The sequence below is a fragment of the Streptomyces sp. HmicA12 genome (assembly GCF_000373565.1).
Classification (GTDB): Bacteria; Actinomycetota; Actinomycetes; order Streptomycetales; family Streptomycetaceae; genus Streptomyces.
This window is the reverse complement of the sequence record NZ_KB891797.1, coordinates 23438-40901: the sequence shown is the minus strand read 5'-3', so window position 1 is coordinate 40901 and position 17464 is coordinate 23438. Positions and strand designations below refer to the sequence as shown.

Genomic DNA, 17464 nt, shown 5'->3' with positions numbered 1-17464 from the left:
ACCATGAACTCCACCGTGCACCGTCACCCCGGGGCCGCGACGGGCCCCGCCGACCTGCGGCTCCCGCTCGCCGTCGTCTCCGCCCTGCACACGCCGGCCGTCCGGGCCCCGGAGGTCGGGCCCGCCCCGGCCGCGCGCCGCGGGACACGCAGCCGCCGCGCGACCGTGCGAGGCTGATAATCCGTCGCAGCCGTACCCGCACCCGCGGTACGCGTCAGCCACTCGCACGTAAGGAAGCGCAGCCCATGAGCCCCGCCGAAGGCGACCGCGAAGACCGGCACCGCATCCTCATCGTCGACGACGAGCCCGCGGTCCGCGAGGCCCTGCAGCGTTCCCTGGCCTTCGAGGGCTACGGCACCGAGGTCGCCGTCGACGGCGCGGACGCGCTGGACAAGGCCGCCGAGTACCGGCCCGACCTGGTGGTCCTGGACATCCAGATGCCGCGCATGGACGGGCTGACGGCCGCCCGCCGGCTGCGCGCCACCGGGTCCACGACCCCGATCCTCATGCTCACCGCCCGCGACACGGTCGGCGACCGCGTCACCGGACTCGACGCCGGCGCCGACGACTACCTGGTCAAGCCCTTCGAGCTCGACGAGCTCTTCGCCCGGGTCCGCGCCCTGCTGCGCCGCAGCTCGTACGCGGCCGCGGCGGGCGCCGGCGCCGACGACTCCGACGCGCTGTCCTTCGCGGACCTGCGGATGGATCTGTCGACGCGCGAGGTCACGCGGGGCGAGCGCACCGTCGAGCTGACCCGTACCGAGTTCACGCTCCTGGAGATGTTCCTGGCCCACCCGCGTCAGGTCCTCACCCGGGAGCAGATCCTCAAGGCGGTGTGGGGCTTCGACTTCGAGCCGTCGTCCAACTCCCTGGACGTGTACGTGATGTACCTGCGCCGCAAGACCGAGGCGGGCGGCGAGCCGCGCCTCGTGCACACGGTGCGGGGCGTGGGATACGTGCTGCGCTCGGGGAGCGCCGAGTGAACAGGCTCGTCCGGCGGCTCCGGTCGCTGCCCCTCAGGTCACGCCTCGCGCTGCTGGTGGCGGTGGCCGTCGCGGCCGCCGTGGCCGCGGTCGCGGTGACCTGCTGGTTCATCACGCGCAACCAGCTGTACGCGCAGATGGACCAGGAGTTGCACAACCAGGTCGGCTCGCTCAGCCAGAGCAGCCGCCAGCAGCAGTTCGGCCTGCTCAACTGCGCCACCACGAGCCAGCCCAAGGACCTTCCCGGCCCGACGATCCAGGTCATCTACGCGAACGGCAGCGCCTGCACCTGGCGCGGGCAGTCGTCGATCCCGGCGCAGAGCTCCGACGTGGCCGTGGCGAACGGGACCGAGGGCAGCACCCTGCACACCACGGACGCCGACGACGGCAGTTCCATGCGGGTCCTGACCGTTCCGGTCCAGGGCTCCGACCACAGCCAGGTGCCCGGGATCGCGATCTCCATCGCCAGCCCCATGGCCGAGATCACCAAGCCCCTCACCACTCTGGCCTGGGTCCTCCTCGCCGTCGGCGGGATCGGGGTCATCGGCGCCACGGCGGCCGGCCTGTGGATCGCCCGCACCGGTCTGCGTCCCGTCGACCAGCTCACGGAAGCGGTCGAGCACGTCGCCGCCACCGAGGACCTGACGGTCCGCATCCCGGTGGAGGGCGACGACGAGATCGCCCGCCTCTCGTCCTCCTTCAACTCGATGACGGCGTCCCTGGCGTCGTCGCGCGAACTGCAGCAGCAGCTCATCGCCGACGCCGGACATGAGCTCCGTACGCCCCTCACCTCGATGCGGACGAACATCGAACTGCTCACCCGCAGCGAGGAGACCGGCCGGGCGATCCCCCCGGACGACCGCAAGGCGCTGATGGCCTCGGTCAAGGCGCAGATGACCGAACTGGCCGCGCTCATCGGGGATCTGCAGGAGCTGTCACGGTCCGGCCTCGCCGGGGCGGAGGGCCCGCTGAAGGTCGTCTCCCTGCACGAGACGGCCCGCTCGGCCGTGGAGCGGGCCCGGCTGCGCGGCCCGGAGCTGAAGATCGTCTCCGAGCTGGCCCCCTGGTACGTACGGGCCGAGCCGGCCGCCCTGGAGCGCGCGATCATCAACCTGCTCGACAACGCGGTGAAGTTCAGCCCGCCCGGCGCCACCGTCGAGGTGCACCTGATGCGCGGCACCCTGACGGTCCGCGACCACGGCCCGGGCATCCCGGCCGACGAACTCCCGCACGTCTTCGACCGGTTCTGGCGCTCCCCGACGGCCCGCGCGCTGCCGGGCTCGGGGCTCGGCCTGTCCATCGTGGCCCGCACCGTGGAGAGCTACGGCGGCGAGGTCGCCCTGGCTCCGGCCGAGGGCGGCGGCACCGTGGCGACGATGCGGCTGCCGGGTGCGCCCACGCCGCCGCCGGAGATCGCCGCTTAGGGCCTCACGCCGTCAGCGGTCGCTGCGGCTTCGGCGCGGAGGCGAGGCGCAGGCCGACCTCGACGAGGGTCCAGCCGAGCCGGGTGCGCAGGTCCGGGGTGTGCCGGTCCGCCACGGTGGCGGCGAGGTGGTGGGCCTCGGCCTCGGCCTGGAGTTCGGCGGAGCGGGCGGCGTGCACGATCAGGTGGGTGTCGGCGTTCATGGTCATGCCTTTCGGTCCGGGTGGAACTCAGTCCGTGTGGAGAGGGAAGGCGTGCGTGTGAATCCGTACCTGCTCGGCGCGGGGGTCGTCCTCCGTCTCCGGGAGGTCGCGGTACGTCTCGAGGAGCTCGTGGATCTTCTCGCCCAGCTCCTTGGCCAGCTCCGGCGTCAGCCGTAGCGTCCAGCTGCTCAGGTCCGAGGCGTGCGCCCACTCCTGCGGCCAGCTGTCGCGCGAGCCGAGCCACGTCGACACGTTGCGGGCGTGCGCGGTGGCGATCTCGTGCAGGAAGAAGTCGGCGGCGCCGCGCACCTCCGGGTCGTCGTCCTGGAGCAGGGCGCTGTCGAACGTCGTCCCCTTGTAGACCGCCTTCCACCAGCGCTCCCGGCCCTTGCCGCGCTCCGGGTCGTCCTCGACGAACCCGTGGGCGGCGAGCTGGCGCAGGTGGTAGCTGGTGGCACCGCTCGACTCGCCCAGCTTCTCGGCGAGTTGGGAGGCGGTGGCCGGGCCGCTGTACCGCAGCGAGTCGAGCAGCCGCATCCGCAGGGGATGGGCGAGGCCACGCAGCGACCGGGCGTCCAGCGTGCGGACGCCCGGGATGTCCGGCGGTGGGGCGGAGAGCTCGTTCATGCGTACAAAGATAGCTCTGCAAAGAAGTCCTTGCAATGAATTCTTTGCAACTCTCTCCGCCGCCCCGCTCAGGTCACGTGGAGCCGCCCACCGAGAGCCCGGCACCCGACAGGTCCACCCGGATCCCGCCCTTCTCCACCTTCACGTCCCGCAGCCGTACGTACCCGTGGCCGCCCGGCAGCTGCGGCAGCCGGAAGGCGAGCGAGAGGCGGTCGGCGAGTTCGGGGCGGGTGAGCTCGGTGAGGCCGTCGAGCAGGGACGGGTCGATGCCGAGCTTCTGCAGCAGCCAGGGGTGGTCGATGGCGATGTCGATGAGGTTCATCCCCATCAGGTTCTTCACGAAGCGCGGCGAGCCGGTCAGCTCGCTGAGCTTCGCGTCGCTGTGCTCGGCCTGCCGCACGGCGCTGTCCGGGACGCCGGCGCGGTGCACGATCGCGGGGATGGCGAGGAGCCTGCGCGCCTTGTCCGTCTCGGCGGTGATCCGGGCGACGGACTTCCGCGTCAGGTGCAGGCCCTGGTCGGCGCCGGTGCCGGGCCGGTACGTGGCGAGGTCGCCGATCGCGAGGCTCATGTTGTCGATGTCGGTGGAGATGCCGGAGGCGCCGAGGCGCTGGATCCTGGCGTCGGCGCGGACCTTGAGGTCGTGCCCGGCGACCGGCAGCGTGCCGCGCGCCAGCACCTGGTTGTCCCCGTGACCGGTGAAGGTGACCTGGGAGGCGCCCAGCTCGCGGTTCATGTCGGCGAAGCTGAGCAGCACCTCGCCGCGCATCCGGTCCACGGTCGCACCGCTGATGTCGGTGAAGCCGTCGCCCTCGATGCGTACGTCCTGCGCGGTCGCCTGGACCTTGGCGAGGGTGACGCGGTCGGCGGCGACGTCCGGGACGGTCACCTTCAGCTCGTCCACGCGGCGGTCGGCGAGCTGGGTGAGGAAGGGGAAGCCCTCGATCTCGACCTCGGGCGCGGCGGTCAGCTTCAGCTCCTTCTTGAGCTGCTGGCCCGCGCGGTGCTCGGCGTACAGGACGGCCCACCGGTCGGCGAGGGCGAGGAACGCGGTGAGGACGAGGAGCGCGACCACGGCCTTGACCGCGAGGGAGAGGCTGCCGAAGCGGCGCCTGCCGCGGCTGCGGTGGTCGGGCGGCGACCACGCGTCGTCGGGGTCGTCGGGCTCCTCACGGAGGAAGTCGTCGAGCGGCCCGTCGGGCCACTGGTTCTCCTGCCAACTTCCGGACAGAGAGGGGTCGTTGGGTATCTGTTCCATGCGGTGGGGGGTACGCATCGGCCGATTTCACCACACACCCCCACCCTTTACGCAAACATCCTTCACAAACGCCGGGTGGCCCACGGTTGTTGTGCTTCAACCGTAGGCCACCCGTCATCAACGTCGCGTTGCGGCTACTTAATGATGGTGATGCGGTCCGCCTTCGGCGGCGCGATCGGCTTCGCCGCCGAGGAGTTGGCGGTCAGGTAGTCGCTGAACGCCTTCAGGTCGTCTGCCCCGACCAGCGGGTTCTTACCCGCACCGAGCGCCGCGAAGCCGTCGCCGCCGCCCGCGAGGAAGGAGTTCATCGCGACGCGGTAGGTGGCGGCCGGGTCGATGGCGGCGCCGTTCAGCCTGATCGAGTCCACGACCACCCGCGCCGCGCCCGACTTCGTCATGTCGAGCGTGTACGTGAGACCGGCCGACGGCTGGAGGATCTTCGGCGATGCCTCGTTCGAGCCGCTGACCTGCTGCTGGAGCGCCTCGACGACCTGCGCGCCGGTGAGGTCGACGAGATTGACCGTGTTGCTGAACGGCTGCACGGTGAACGCCTCGCCGTACGTCACGACCCCGTCGCCCTCGGCCCCGCTCGCCTTGTGCACCAGGTCCGAGCGGACGCCGCCCGGGTTCATCAGGGCCAGGCTCGCCTTCGGGTCCAGGGACTTGGCGTGCGCGAGCTGCGCGTCGGCGATGAGGTCGCCGAGCGGCTCCTCGGGCGTACCGGCGCCGCGGCCCGGGATGTCGGCGGAGATGTAGCCGATGGCCTGGTTCGCGACGGGCGCGGCCAGCTTGTTCCACTTGCCGATCAGGGCCGTCATGTCGGCGGCCTTGTCCTGCGTCCGCGTCACGACGTGGTTCGCGGAGGTGGGCGACTTCACCGACGTACGGACGATGTCCTTGGTCCGACGGTCGTAGGTCAGCGTCGTGTCCGTGTAGAGCTTCCCGTACGAGGACGCCGACGTGACCATGCGCGGCTTGCCGCTCGGGTCCGGGATCGTGCACACGTACGCCTGGTGCGTGTGGCCGGTGACCAGGGCGTCGACCTTCGGCGTGATGCCCTTGGCGATGTCCACGATCGGCCCGGAGACACCGTCACCCGCGCCCGGGGAGTCGCAGTCGTAGTTGTACGAGGTCGAGGCCGGGGCCCCGCCCTCGTGGATGAGGGCGACGATCGACTTCACGCCCTGCTTGTCGAGGATCTTCGCGTACTTGTTGACGGTCTCGATCTCGTCGTGGAACTTCAGGCCCTTGACCCCGGAGGCGGAGACGATGTTCGGGGTGCCTTCGAGGGTGACGCCGATGAAGCCGACCTTCACGCCGTTCTGCTTCCACACCCAGTAGGGGGCGAGGACCGGCTTGCCGCTCTTCTCGTCCGTCACGTTGGCCGCGAGGTAGGGGTAGTCGGCGCCCTGGAACTTCTTGCCGGCCTCGTAGCAGCCGTCGGTGGGGTGGCAGCCGCCGTTCTGCATCCGGGCCAGCTCGGTGGCGCCCTCGTCGAACTCGTGGTTGCCGACGGAGGTGACGTCCAGGTCGAGCTGGTTCATGGCCTCGACGGTGGGCTCGTCGTGGAAGAGGCCGGACAGCAGGGGGCTGGCGCCGATCAGGTCACCGGCGGCCGCCGTGACGCTGTACGGGTGGCCCTTGCGGGCGGTGCGCAGGGAGGTGGCCAGGTACTCCACACCGCCCGCGTCGATCTGCTTCGTCGTGCCGTCGGCCTGCTTCTCGGTGACCTGGCCCGAGGAACCGGTGGGCGGCTCCAGGTTCCCGTGGAGGTCGTTGAACGACAGCAGCTGTACGTCCTGGTAGCGGCCACCTCCGTGACCGTGGCCGTGGCCCTTGTCGTGGGCCGCGCTCGCGGGCATCGCCGCCATCAGCGCACCCGCGGTGGCGAGGGTGGCGACGGCGCCGAGCGCGGTTCTCAGACGCCGGTTCGTCCGTGTGGGCATGGAGGATCCCCCTGGGTACTGGGCTCAGACGGTGACTGCCGGGCAGCCTAGGGTCAACGCGCGTAGCGCAACAGGGGGTTACGGGTTACGAGCTGGTTGCCGTCGCCTCCTGCCGACCGCCCGGGGGACCCCGCCGTACCCTCGTATCCATGACCACGGACCCCGCGACCGCCACCGATCCGGCCCCTTCGGGCCGCCGCATCGACACCCTGTCCGCCCTCTCCGCCGAGCAGTCCGCCGCCGTGCTCGCACTGCTGGCCGACGCCGCCCGCACCGACGGCCAGCAGGCCGTCTCGGAGCAGGGACGGCTGCACCTGCGGGGCGAGCGCGACGGCGTACGGCATCTGCTCCTGTACGCGGGCCAGGACCTGGTCGGCTACGCGCAACTGGAGGACACCGACCCGGTGGAGGCCCCGGCCGCCGAGCTGGTGGTGCACCCGGGGCACCGCGGGCACGGGCACGGGCGGGCGCTCGGCGCGGCCCTGCTGGCCGCGTCCGGCAAGCGGCTGCGGGTGTGGGCGCACGGCGGGCACAGCGCGGCGCGCCACCTGGCGCAGGTGCTCGGCCTGACGCTCTTCCGCGAACTGCGCCAGATGCGGCGGCCGTTGACCGACCTGGAGCTGCCCGAGCCGGTGCTCCCGGCCGGGGTCCGCATCCGTACCTTCGTGCCCGGTCAGGACGACGCGGCGTGGCTCGCGGTGAACGCGGAGGCGTTCGCCCACCACCCCGAGCAGGGCTCGCTGACCCAGCGCGACCTGGACGACCGCAAGGCCGAGCCGTGGTTCGACCCGGCGGGCTTCTTCCTCGCGTTCAAGGGCGACCGGCTGGCCGGCTTCCACTGGACGAAGGTGCACGCCGACGAGGGGCTCGGCGAGGTGTACGTGGTCGGCGTCGCCCCCGACGGCCAGGGCGGCGGCCTCGGCAAGGCGCTCACCGCGACGGGGCTGCGCCATCTCGCGGCGGCCGGCCTGCCGACGGCGATGCTCTACGTCGACGCGGACAACAAGGCGGCGGTGAGCGTGTACGAGCGGCTCGGCTTCACCACGTACGAAACGGACCTCATGTACCGAACCGAGTCGTAGCGGCACGGACAAAGCACTCATACCGGACGAGGGGGTGGCGTCACTTGACGCCACCCCCTCTCTTGCATCACCCTTTCACTACTTGATTAGTGAAAGGGGGGTACGCCAGTGGCCAAGCCAGTCGAGCCGGTCGGACCGGTGATCGAATTCCGCATCGACCGCCACAGCGGCGTCGCCACCTACCTGCAGATCGTCCACCAGACCGAGCAGGCGCTGCGGCTCGGCATGCTCGAGCCCGGCGACAAGCTGCCCACCGCCCGCGAGGTCGTCGAGGCGACGGCCATCAATCCGAACACGGTGCTCAAGGCGTACCGCGAGCTGGAGCGAGAAGGCCTCGTCGAGGCCCGCCGCGGCCTGGGCACGTTCGTCCGCAAGTCGCTGGGTTCCGGCCCGGCCGACTCACCGCTGCGCAGCGAGCTCGAGGACTGGACGAGACGGGCGAGAGAGGCGGGACTGGACCGCGAGGACGTGGCGGCCCTGTTCACCAGCGCACTGGAAGCACACTTCAGCACCACCAAGGGGAGTTCATGACTACGGCGATCGAGGCGACGAGCCTCGCCAAGCGGTACGGCCGGCACGGCACCGCGGCCCTCGACGACTGCTCGTTCCGGCTGCCCGCGGGCCGGATCAGCGCCCTCGTCGGGCCCAACGGGGCGGGCAAGTCGACCCTGCTCGGCATCGCCGCCGGACTGCTGCGGCAGAGCGCCGGAGAGCTGCGCGTGCTCGGCGCGGCCCCCGGCGAGGCCCGCGCCAAGGTCGCCTACCTGTCCCAGGACAAGCCGCTGCACCCCCAGCTGTCCATCGCGGACACCCTGCGCATGGGCGCCGAGCTGAACAAGGAGCGGTGGGACGCGGCCTACGCGGCGAACATCGTGGAGGCCGGCTCCCTCGACCCGAAGGCGAAGGTCCGCTCCCTGTCCGGCGGCCAGCGCACCCGCGTCGCCCTGGCCCTGGCCCTCGGCAAGCGGCCCGAGCTGATGCTGCTCGACGAGCCGATGGCCGACCTGGACCCGCTGGCCCGGCACGAGCTGATGGGCACCCTGATGGCGGACGCCGCCGAGCACGGCACGACCGTCCTGATGTCGTCCCACATCGTCTCCGAGCTGGCCGACGCCTGCGACCACCTGCTGCTTCTCGGCAGCGGCCGGATCCGGCTCGGCGGCGGCATCGACGACCTGCTCGGCGCGCACAGCCTGGTCACCGGGCGCGGCGACCTCTCGCACCACACGGTCATCGAGTCCCGCCCCTCGGGCCGCGGCGTCACCGCCCTGATCCGCAGGGACGGACCCGTCGGCGAGGGCTGGCAGGTGCAGCAGCCGTCCCTGGAGGAGCTGCTCCTGGCCCATCTGCGCTCCCCCGAGGCTCCGGCGCTGCTCACCCCGAGCACCGCCGCCGCCACGGACCGCACGGCGGTGACCGCATGAGCGCCACCCTGGAGCGACCGGCCGGGCGGACCCCCGTGCGGCGCACCCTGCCCGGCACCGACGGACTGGTGTGGACCGTCGCACGGCTGCACCGCACCGCCCTGTGGGTGTGGGCCGCCTACGTCGCCGTCAGCGCCGGCCTGCTGCTGTGGCTGTGGGGCCCCGGCTCCTCGGCCGCCCAGAAGGCGTTCGACGCGTTCGGCTACGCGGGAGCGCAGGAGGACGGCTGGGCCGGCAAGTCCGTCACCCTGCCCTCCATCGGCACCTCCTTCGACTCCCTCTTCTACGACCCGGCGACGCTCACCCGGATAGCGACGGTCGTCATCGCCGTCTTCGCGGCGGGCCCGCTGATCGCGCGGGAACTGGAGTCGGGGACGGCGCAGTTGGCGTGGACGCAGTCGGTGTCGCCGGCCCGCTGGCTCGCCGCCAAGCTGACCCTGCCCGCGCTCGCCGTCACCGTCGGCACGGGACTGGTCGTCGCCCTGTACGAGGTGGTGTGGCGGGCCCACGGCCATCTGCTGATCGCCGGGATCGGCCCGCGCTCCTTCTACTTCAGCATCGGCCCGGCCACGATCGCGGGCGCCCTGTTCGGCCTGGCCCTCGGTGTGTTCGCCGCGCTCGTCCTGCGCCGCACCCTGCCCGCGCTCGCCGTCGCCGGGATCGGCACGTACCTGGTCGGCGCGCTGCGCGCCAACTCCTGGCCGTTCCAGGGTGCTTACCAGCAGCCGGAGATCCCGGTCCGCAACAAGGCGATCACGTCGAGCGGGGCCGAGATCAGCGACCCGCAGTGCTCCATGGACCAGAAGTGCCTCGACGCGCACCACGTCACGGGCTTCACCCGTCAGTACCTGCCCTCCTCCGACTACTGGCCGCGCCAGCTCGCCGAGACCGGCATCCTGCTCGCCCTCACCGCGCTCCTCGTCGTCGCGGCCTTCCTGGTCCTGCGCCGCTACCAGCCGAAGAAGGGAGCCACCGCATGAGCGCCACCGGCTTCATGGGCCTCTCACCGAGATCGGGCCTGACCTGGACGGTCCTTCGACTGCACCGGGGCGCCCTGCGGCTGTGGGTCGCGTCCGTCGTCGTCCTCACGGGCGTGCTGCTGTGGGCCTGGGGTCCCGGCACGTCCGGGCTCGACATCACCGGGCACTGCGGCGGGATCACGGCGAACGGATGCGCGGCGACGGGCCCGACCGTCGACACGTACCACTACGCCCTGCTGTCCGCCGACTTCTGCCTCACCCTGCTGCCGCTGGCCGTCGCCGTGTTCGCGGGCGGCGTGCTCATCGGCCGCGAACTGGAGACCGGGACCGCCCAGTTGGCGTGGACCCAGTCCGTGTCGCCGCTGCGCTGGCTCACCGCCAAGCTGGCGCTGCCCGCCCTGGCGCTCGTCGTGGGCACCGGCCTGCTCGTGGTGCTGCGCCGCCAGGTCGCGGCAGCGGCTCCCGGCTACGGCGACAACCAGTGGTTCAGCAGGAACTTCGAGGTCCTGGGCCCGGTCGCGGTCGCGCTGCCGCTGCTCGGCCTCGCCTGCGGCGCCCTCGCGGCCCTGCTCCAGCGGCGGCTGCTGGCGGGCGCGGGCCTCGGCCTGACGCTCACCGTCCTGCTGACGCTCGTCGTCGGGATGCTGCGCCCGTCCCTGTGGCCGACCCACACCGCCACGAGCACGGTCGCCCAGGGCTACCCCGCCTTCGAGGGCGAGGTCACGGGCGAGGGCGCGATCACCGCCTCCGGTGCGCACATCGCCGACCCGATGTGCGTCGACGACCAGGCCTGCATCGCCACGCACCACATCACCGGCTACTACGTCGAAGGGCATCCGACCTCGCACTTCTGGCCGCTCCAACTGGCCGAGACGGGCGTGCTGCTGGCCCTGTCCGCCCTGATCGTGTTCGTCACGTACCGCGTCCTGCGCAAGCGAGTCGCCGCATGAACCCCCTGCCCCCGGCGCTCCGCTCGGCGCCGGCCCCCGAAGAGAGATCCGGCTCATGACCCAGGTGCTCCCCGCTCTCCCGCGCGGCCTGCGCGGTCTGCGCCCGACCGGCGCCCTGTGGACAGCGCTCCGCCTGCACCGGATCGCCCTGTGGGTGTGGATCGCGGTGGTCCTGGCCACGACCGTCCTGCTGCTGTGGCTGTACGGACCGGGGGCGGACGCGGCGGCGCGGCATCTGGCCCGATGCGGTTCCATGGACAACTGCACGGACGTCGGAGGCGGGTACGGCCGCTACGAGAACCTGTACCTGCTGACCGACGCCGTCATCGCCGCGGTGCCCTACGCGGCCGCGCTCTTCGTCGGCGGCCTGTGCGTGGGACGCGAACTGGAGCGCGGCACGGCCCAGTTGACGTGGGTGCAGTCCATCACCCCGACCCGCTGGCTGGCCACGACGGTGGCGGTCCCGGCCGCCTGGTTCCTGGCCGGGCTGGTCCCCCTGGTCACCCTGCACCGCCTCGTCTGGTCCTCCGGGCCGCTCCCGCACGCGTACCCCTGGTACGACCCGGACGTCTTCGCCACCAGCGGCACGCTCCCCTTCGCCCGCGTTCTGCTGGGCATCGCCGTCGGCGCACTCGCCGGACTGCTGTTCCGCAAGGCGCTCACCGGGGGGCTGGCCGGCGTCCCGGTGCTGCTGGTGGTCGGCACCCTCGGCCTCCGCTACCGCGAAAGCCTGTGGCCCACGGTCACGGACCACGGCCTCAAAGCGCTGAAGCCGCCCTCCGACGCCCATGCCCTCGTGCACGGCGCGGTCACCGCGGACGGCGAGCGGATCACGAACAACCTGGCCTGCGTCGACGCCGACAGCGCCCACGAACTGGGCCGCTGCACCTCCGGCTTCCAGGATTTCTGGGTGACCTACCACCCCTCCTCCCACTACTGGCCCCTCCAACTCATGGAAACAGCAATAGTCCTGGCCCTGACGGCAGCGGTCACGGCAGCGGCTTTCCACACCCTCCGCCGCCGCACTCCCTGAGGCGGCGCCCCGCAGGGGCGCGGGGAACTGCGCGAGCAACCACGACGAACCGGCACCCGCCCGACCACAAGGAGATCCACGGCGAGCAGGCGCCCCCAGCGCCCCGGACCCCCTTCCGGTCGACCCCCGGAGGGACCCCGTGGACGCCGGGGAGCCTCCCTCCCATAGCCCGCACGTCATATCGCCGTAACCTGTGATTCAGACGCGCTTGCGACCCTCTCGGAATGCAGCCCCCCGCGTCCGACCCCACCTCGGCCCCGCCGGAAGACACCGCACCGCAAGCGCACCCGCACACCGTGCTCCGCCTCGCGCCCGCGCTCAGTGACCTTCCCGCCGCGCCCGAGACGGGCTCCGCGCGGAAGAATGGGGCCATGAGCCAGCCGAACGCCGCACAGGACCAGTCCGCAGCCGAGTCCCGGCCCTCATCGGCCCCCTCGGCATCGCAGCCCCAGCCCTCCGTGGGCTCCCTCGCCGCGCACCGCCCGCATCCCGTGGCGGCCGCGGACTACGACAGGTCGGCCGCCAAGCTCGCCGGGATCGTCGCGGACATCGACGCGGACCCGGACGACTACGAGGACGTCTACGCGAACCAGGACGGCGCCGAGCTCCCGCAGGGCCGTTTCCTGGACCGGGAGCGCAGCTGGCTCGCGTTCAACGAACGCGTCCTGGAACTCGCCGAGGACCCGAGCACGCCCCTCCTGGAGCGGGCGAACTTCCTGGCGATCTTCGCCTCGAACCTGGACGAGTTCTTCATGGTCCGCGTCGCGGGCCTCAAGCGCCGCATCGCGACCGGCGTCGCCACCCGATCGGCCTCGGGCCTGCAACCCCGCGAGGTCCTCGAACTCATCTGGAACCGCTCGCGTGAGCTCATGGCCCGGCACGCCGCCTGCTACCAGGACGAGGTCGCCCCGGCCCTGGCCGACGAGGGCATCCACGTCGTGCGCTGGAACGAGCTGACGGAGAGCGAGCAGTCCCGGCTCTACACGCTGTTCATGCAGCAGATCTTCCCGGTGCTCACCCCGCTGGCCGTGGACCCCGCGCACCCCTTCCCGTACATCTCGGGCCTCTCCCTGAACCTCGCGGCCGTCGTCAGCAACCCGGTCAGCGGCCACCGCCACTTCGCCCGCGTCAAGGTCCCGCCGCTGCTCTCCCGCTTCCTGGAGGCGTCCCCGCAGCGCTACGTCCCCATCGAGGACGTGATCTCCGCCCCCAAGCACCTGGGCGAGCTGTTCCCCGGCATGACGATCGAGGAGCACCACATGTTCCGCGTCACGCGGAACGAGGACCTGGAGGTCGAGGAGGACGACACCGAGAACCTCCTCAAGGCCCTGGAGAAGGAGCTCATGCGGCGCCGCTTCGGCCCGCCGGTGCGCCTGGAGGTCGAGGAGACCATCGACTCCGAGGTGCTCAGCCTCCTCGTCCGCGAACTGAAGATCAGCGAGGCGGAGGTCTACCCCCTGCCGGGGCCGCTCGACCTCACCGGTCTCTTCTCCCTCTCGGGCATCGACCGCCCCGAGCTGAAGTACCCGAAGTTCGTCGCGGGCACCCACCGCGACCTCGCCGAGGTGGAGTCGGCGTCGGCGCCCGACATCTTCGCCGCCCTGCGCAGCCACGACGTACTCCTGCACCACCCGTACGACTCGTTCTCCACCTCCGTCCAGGCGTTCCTGGAGCAGGCCGCCGCCGACCCGGACGTGCTGGCCATCAAGCAGACGCTGTACCGGACCTCGGGCGACTCCCCGATCGTCGACGCGCTGATAGAGGCGGCCGAGGCCGGCAAGCAGGTCCTCGTGCTCGTGGAGATCAAGGCCCGCTTCGACGAGCAGGCCAACATCAAGTGGGCACGGAAGCTGGAGGAGTCCGGCTGCCACGTCGTCTACGGCCTCGTCGGCCTGAAGACGCACTGCAAGCTGTCGCTCGTGGTCCGGCAGGAGGGCGACCAGCTCGTCCGCTACTCGCACGTCGGCACCGGCAACTACCACCCCAAGACCGCCCGCCTGTACGAGGACCTGGGGCTGCTGACCGCGAACCAGGAGGTCGGCGCCGACCTCTCCGATCTCTTCAACCGGCTCTCCGGCTACTCCCGCCGCGAGACCTACCGCCGTCTCCTCGTCGCCCCCAAGTCCCTGCGCACGGGCCTGATCACGCGGATAGAGAAGGAGGTCCAGCACCACCGTGCGGGCCGTCCCGCGTACGTCCGCATCAAGGTCAACTCGATGGTCGACGAGGCCATCATCGACGCCCTCTACCGGGCGTCGCAGGCGGGCGTCACGGTCGACATCTGGGTCCGCGGCATCTGCGCCGTGCGCCCGGGCGTCGCGGGCCTGTCCGAGAACGTCCGGGTCCGCTCGGTCCTCGGCCGCTTCCTGGAGCACTCCCGCGTCTTCGCCTTCGGCAACGGCGGCGAGCCCGAGGTGTGGATCGGCAGCGCCGACATGATGCACCGCAACCTCGACCGCCGCATCGAGGCCCTGGTCCGCGTCGAGGACCCGGCCCACCGCGCGGCCCTCAGCCGACTGCTCGAAACGGGGATGTCCGACGGCACCGCCTCCTGGCACCTGGGCCCGGACGGCAACTGGACCCGGCACGCGACCGACGCGCACGACCCGGCCGGGCGCCCCCTGCGGAACGTACAGGAGATGCTCATAGACGCCCGGAGGCGCCGGCGTGGCACAGCGACACCTTGAGTCCGACGAGCCCGGGAAGCCCCCGGAGACCGGGCCGCGCAGCGGCGGGGACGTCCTCGGGGCGTACCTCCGGGCCCAGGCGACCGAGTTCCTGCGCTCGCTGCGCCGGCACCGCGAGAGCGGCGCGGCCGACGGCACCGCGGACGCGGCCCGCGACCTGCGCCGCGCGGCCCGCCGGATCAGCGGCACCCTGCACACGTTCCGCCCGCTCCTCGACCCGGAGTGGTCGGACGCCCTGCGCCCCGAACTGGCCTGGCTGTCGGGGACGCTGGCGCAGGAGCACGCGTACACGGACCGCCTCGCCCGGCTGAACGAGGCCCTGCAGCGGCTGACCACCGCCGGAGCGGAACGTGCGGGCACCGGCGCGGGACAACTGCCCCGGCAGGCGCCCGCCGCCACCCCGCTCACCCTCGGCGCGGCCAAGGCCGCGGCCCTGCTCGACCGCCAGCTCGGCCTCGCCAGGACCCGCGCCCACAGCACCGCCCTGCAGTCCCTCGGCAGCTCCCGCTTCCACGCGGTGGCCGACCTGGTCGCCGTCCTGGCCAGCGACGTCCCGCTGACCGGCAGCGGCATCGAGCTGCCCAAACTCGCCGGGGAGGCCGAGTCCCGCCTCGCCGAGGCCGCCGGCGTCCTGCGCCGAGCCGACCATCGCCGGGCCACCCCGTACGACCCGGACGCGGACGCGCCCTGGCACCACGTACGTCTCCTGCTGCGCCTGCACCGGTACGCGCAGGAGGTCGTGCCCTGCGCGGACGAGCCGCGCGATCCCGTACGACTGTCGGCGGCGGCCCGCGCGCTGGACGCGCACCGCGACGCCGCCGAGGCCGCCGCTGCGGCGGCGCACGCGGCCCGCACCCCGCGCATCGCCCCCGCGACGGCGTACGCCCTCGGCGTGCTCCACGCCGACCAGCGCCATCAGGTGGAGGCTGCCAGGAACGCGTTCGGACGAGCGTGGCAGCGAGAGACGGTGGGAACCCCATGACCGTGCGCGACGACAACACGAACAACGACACCGTCCTGGCCGCGGGCTGCGTGCTGTGGCGCAGGTCCGCCGTGGACGGGGGCCTGGAGATCTGCCTCGTCCACCGCCCCAAGTACGACGACTGGTCCCACCCCAAGGGCAAGCTCAAGCGGGGCGAGGACCCGCTGGCCGGCGCCCTGCGCGAGGTACAGGAGGAAACCGGCCACACCTGCGTCCCGGGCGCCACTCTGCCCACGGTGCGTTACCTGGCCAACGGCCGCCCCAAGAAGGTCAGTTACTGGGCGGCGGAGGCGAGCGGCGGCTCCTTCACGCCGAACCGCGAGGTCGACCGTCTGCTGTGGCTGCCGCCGGTCGCGGCCCGCAACCGCCTCACCCAGCCCAGGGACCGCAGGCTCGTCGACGCTCTGCTCGACGCCCTGCACATGGCGTGAGCCACCGCGACACGCTGAGGCGCCCCCTCCGTGACCCCTCCGTGACCGCACCGCACCGCCCGCTTAGGTTCACCCTCCGTTCACTCGTGCCCATCGGTCGCTTCACCTGTTCTGCCTAATTTCAGCCTTACGCGGTGCGCCCCTCGAACGGGGGAACAGCGCACCGCTCGACTGAGAATCCGCAGCTTTCGCACGCCGCCGAAGACAGAGAAAACCCGAGGCCGGCGGCTCCTGGAAGGAACATCCGAAGGTGAAGCTTCAGCGCAAGAACCGGCTCCGCGCCCTCTCCCTCGGCGCTCTCGCCGTCTCCGGCGCCCTGGCCCTCACGGCGTGCGGCTCCGACGACACGGGCAGCGGCAGCAGCGGTGGCGGCGCCAGCTCGACCGCCGCCAAGAACATCGAGTGCAAGGACGCCAAGGGCCAGCTGCTCGGCAACGGCTCCTCCGCCCAGGCCAACGCGATAGACGCCTGGCGCCAGGCGTTCGCGCAGGCCTGCTCCGGCGTGCAGATCAACTACAAGCCCGAGGGCTCCGGCGCCGGCGTCACCGCCTTCAACCAGGGCCAGGTCGCCTTCGCCGGATCGGACTCCGCGCTCAAGCCGGAGGAGATCGCCGCCTCCAAGAAGGTCTGCAAGGGCGGCCAGGGCATCGACCTGCCGATGGTCGGCGGCCCGATCGCCGTCGCGTACAACCTGGACGGCGTCGACAACCTCGTCCTGGACGGCCCGACGCTCGCCAAGATCTTCGACTCGAAGATCACCAAGTGGAACGACCAGGCGATCAAGAAGCTGAACCCGGACGCCAAGCTCCCCTCCACCAAGATCCAGGCGTTCCACCGCTCCGACGAGTCCGGCACCACGGACAACTTCACCAAGTACCTCAAGGCCACGGCCGCGAGCGACTGGAAGTACGAGGGCGGCAAGGCCTGGCAGGCCAAGGGCGGCCAGTCCGCGCAGGGCTCCTCCGGCCTCGCCCAGCAGGTCAAGCAGACCGCGGGCTCGATCACGTACGTCGAGCTGTCCTACGCCAAGGACGGCGTCAAGACCGTCGACATCGACACGGGCGCCGCGGAGCCGGTCAAGGCCACCACGGAGAACGCCTCCAAGGCCATCGCCGACGCCAAGGTCGTGGGCACCGGCAAGGACCTCGCCCTGGAGCTGAACTACGCCACCAAGGCCGACGGCGCCTACCCGATCACCCTGGTCACGTACGAGATCGTCTGCGACAAGGGCAACAAGGCCGACACCCTGGCCGCCACCAAGGCCTTCCTGACCTACACGTCCGGCGACGAGGGCCAGAAGGCCCTGTCCGACCTGGGCTACGCCCCGATCCCGGCCGAGATCAACGCGAAGGTCCGCGAGACCGTCGCGAGCATCAGCTGACCCGCGTGCGGGCCGCCCCCACCGCGGGGCGGCCCGCACCGTCCGGTGCACCGCCGCCAGAAGGACCGCGGACC

17 protein-coding genes are annotated in these 17464 nt (G+C 71.9%); 13 read left to right on the top strand and 4 right to left on the bottom strand.

From position 1 onward, the window contains the following. Positions 1 to 3: 3 nt before the first annotated feature. From B072_RS48560 to B072_RS0100195, 3 genes are all read left to right on the top strand, one after another. A complete protein-coding gene (locus B072_RS48560) occupies positions 4 to 177 on the top strand; it encodes a hypothetical protein (RefSeq protein WP_018527909.1) in 174 nt (57 codons plus the stop codon). A 68-nt stretch (positions 178 to 245) separates the two neighbouring features. Further along, entirely contained in the window at positions 246 to 983 is a 738-nt protein-coding gene (locus B072_RS0100200) for a response regulator transcription factor (protein ID WP_018527908.1), read from the top strand. Further along, positions 980 to 2407: a HAMP domain-containing sensor histidine kinase gene (locus B072_RS0100195; protein WP_018527907.1), complete on the top strand. Its 1428-nt coding sequence runs from the start codon at positions 980 to 982 to the stop codon at positions 2405 to 2407. The genes B072_RS0100200 and B072_RS0100195 overlap by 4 nt, the downstream gene beginning before the upstream one ends. Before the next feature lie 4 nt (positions 2408 to 2411). Here B072_RS0100195 and B072_RS0100190 read toward each other — a convergent pair whose 3' ends face one another. From B072_RS0100190 to B072_RS0100175, 4 genes are all read right to left on the bottom strand, one after another. After that, positions 2412 to 2609, bottom strand: a complete 198-nt coding sequence (locus tag B072_RS0100190; protein WP_026245295.1) for a hypothetical protein — start codon at positions 2607 to 2609, stop codon at positions 2412 to 2414. A gap of 27 nt (positions 2610 to 2636) precedes the next feature. Beyond that, positions 2637 to 3236 (bottom strand): ArsR/SmtB family transcription factor, encoded by a 600-nt coding sequence (locus B072_RS0100185; RefSeq protein WP_018527905.1) that lies wholly within the window; start codon positions 3234 to 3236, stop codon positions 2637 to 2639. Positions 3237 to 3309: 73 nt separating this feature from the next. Next, positions 3310 to 4494, bottom strand: a complete 1185-nt coding sequence (locus B072_RS0100180) for a DUF2993 domain-containing protein (protein WP_018527904.1) — start codon at positions 4492 to 4494, stop codon at positions 3310 to 3312. 134 nt (positions 4495 to 4628) lie between these two features. Further along, on the bottom strand, positions 4629 to 6440 hold the full coding sequence (locus tag B072_RS0100175) for a bifunctional metallophosphatase/5'-nucleotidase (protein WP_018527903.1): 1812 nt from the start codon (positions 6438 to 6440) through the stop codon (positions 4629 to 4631). Positions 6441 to 6589: 149 nt separating this feature from the next. Between B072_RS0100175 and mshD the strand changes: the two genes are divergently transcribed. The 10 genes from mshD (at position 6590) to pstS (ending at position 17390) form a co-directional block, all read left to right on the top strand. Then, a complete protein-coding gene (gene mshD / locus B072_RS0100170; RefSeq protein ID WP_018527902.1) occupies positions 6590 to 7522 on the top strand; it encodes a mycothiol synthase in 933 nt (310 codons plus the stop codon). A gap of 138 nt (positions 7523 to 7660) precedes the next feature. Next, entirely contained in the window at positions 7661 to 8053 is a 393-nt protein-coding gene (locus tag B072_RS0100165; protein WP_026245291.1) for a GntR family transcriptional regulator, read from the top strand. Further along, positions 8050 to 8946, top strand: a complete 897-nt coding sequence (locus B072_RS0100160; protein WP_018527900.1) for an ABC transporter ATP-binding protein — start codon at positions 8050 to 8052, stop codon at positions 8944 to 8946. The genes B072_RS0100165 and B072_RS0100160 overlap by 4 nt, the downstream gene beginning before the upstream one ends. Beyond that, on the top strand, positions 8943 to 9926 hold the full coding sequence (locus tag B072_RS0100155) for an ABC transporter permease subunit (RefSeq protein ID WP_018527899.1): 984 nt from the start codon (positions 8943 to 8945) through the stop codon (positions 9924 to 9926). Before B072_RS0100160 ends, B072_RS0100155 begins: the two co-directional genes overlap by 4 nt. Beyond that, positions 9923 to 10876: a hypothetical protein gene (locus B072_RS0100150; RefSeq protein ID WP_018527898.1), complete on the top strand. Its 954-nt coding sequence runs from the start codon at positions 9923 to 9925 to the stop codon at positions 10874 to 10876. Before B072_RS0100155 ends, B072_RS0100150 begins: the two co-directional genes overlap by 4 nt. A gap of 55 nt (positions 10877 to 10931) precedes the next feature. Then, positions 10932 to 11909, top strand: coding sequence for a hypothetical protein (locus tag B072_RS0100145; protein ID WP_018527897.1), 978 nt, complete (start codon positions 10932 to 10934; stop codon positions 11907 to 11909). A gap of 224 nt (positions 11910 to 12133) precedes the next feature. Further along, positions 12134 to 14596: an RNA degradosome polyphosphate kinase gene (locus B072_RS0100140; protein ID WP_018527896.1), complete on the top strand. Its 2463-nt coding sequence runs from the start codon at positions 12134 to 12136 to the stop codon at positions 14594 to 14596. After that, positions 14577 to 15578, top strand: coding sequence for a CHAD domain-containing protein (locus B072_RS0100135; RefSeq protein WP_018527895.1), 1002 nt, complete (start codon positions 14577 to 14579; stop codon positions 15576 to 15578). Before B072_RS0100140 ends, B072_RS0100135 begins: the two co-directional genes overlap by 20 nt. Beyond that, positions 15575 to 16009 carry an NUDIX hydrolase gene (locus tag B072_RS0100130; protein ID WP_018527894.1) on the top strand — a complete coding sequence of 145 codons (435 nt, stop codon included), beginning with the start codon at positions 15575 to 15577 and terminating at the stop codon, positions 16007 to 16009. The genes B072_RS0100135 and B072_RS0100130 overlap by 4 nt, the downstream gene beginning before the upstream one ends. 250 nt (positions 16010 to 16259) lie before the next feature. Continuing rightward, positions 16260 to 17390, top strand: a complete 1131-nt coding sequence (gene pstS / locus B072_RS0100125; RefSeq protein WP_018527893.1) for a phosphate ABC transporter substrate-binding protein PstS — start codon at positions 16260 to 16262, stop codon at positions 17388 to 17390. Positions 17391 to 17464: the final 74 nt, after the last annotated feature.

Excerpts from the sequence above, each read along its gene's own strand:
- mshD (WP_018527902.1), top strand. The coding sequence starts at position 6,590 with ATGACCACGGACCCCGCGACCGCCACCGATCCGGCCCCTTCGGGCCGC.
- B072_RS48560 (WP_018527909.1), top strand. The coding sequence starts at position 4 with ATGAACTCCACCGTGCACCGTCACCCCGGGGCCGCGACGGGCCCCGCC.
- B072_RS0100160 (WP_018527900.1), top strand. The coding sequence starts at position 8,050 with ATGACTACGGCGATCGAGGCGACGAGCCTCGCCAAGCGGTACGGCCGG.
- B072_RS0100150 (WP_018527898.1), top strand. The coding sequence starts at position 9,923 with ATGAGCGCCACCGGCTTCATGGGCCTCTCACCGAGATCGGGCCTGACC.
- B072_RS0100200 (WP_018527908.1), top strand. The coding sequence starts at position 246 with ATGAGCCCCGCCGAAGGCGACCGCGAAGACCGGCACCGCATCCTCATC.
- B072_RS0100185 (WP_018527905.1), bottom strand. The coding sequence starts at position 3,236 with ATGAACGAGCTCTCCGCCCCACCGCCGGACATCCCGGGCGTCCGCACG.
- B072_RS0100190 (WP_026245295.1), bottom strand. The coding sequence starts at position 2,609 with ATGAACGCCGACACCCACCTGATCGTGCACGCCGCCCGCTCCGCCGAA.
- B072_RS0100145 (WP_018527897.1), top strand. The coding sequence starts at position 10,932 with ATGACCCAGGTGCTCCCCGCTCTCCCGCGCGGCCTGCGCGGTCTGCGC.
- B072_RS0100155 (WP_018527899.1), top strand. The coding sequence starts at position 8,943 with ATGAGCGCCACCCTGGAGCGACCGGCCGGGCGGACCCCCGTGCGGCGC.
- B072_RS0100180 (WP_018527904.1), bottom strand. The coding sequence starts at position 4,494 with ATGGAACAGATACCCAACGACCCCTCTCTGTCCGGAAGTTGGCAGGAG.
- B072_RS0100175 (WP_018527903.1), bottom strand. The coding sequence starts at position 6,440 with ATGCCCACACGGACGAACCGGCGTCTGAGAACCGCGCTCGGCGCCGTC.
- B072_RS0100130 (WP_018527894.1), top strand. The coding sequence starts at position 15,575 with ATGACCGTGCGCGACGACAACACGAACAACGACACCGTCCTGGCCGCG.
- B072_RS0100140 (WP_018527896.1), top strand. The coding sequence starts at position 12,134 with ATGCAGCCCCCCGCGTCCGACCCCACCTCGGCCCCGCCGGAAGACACC.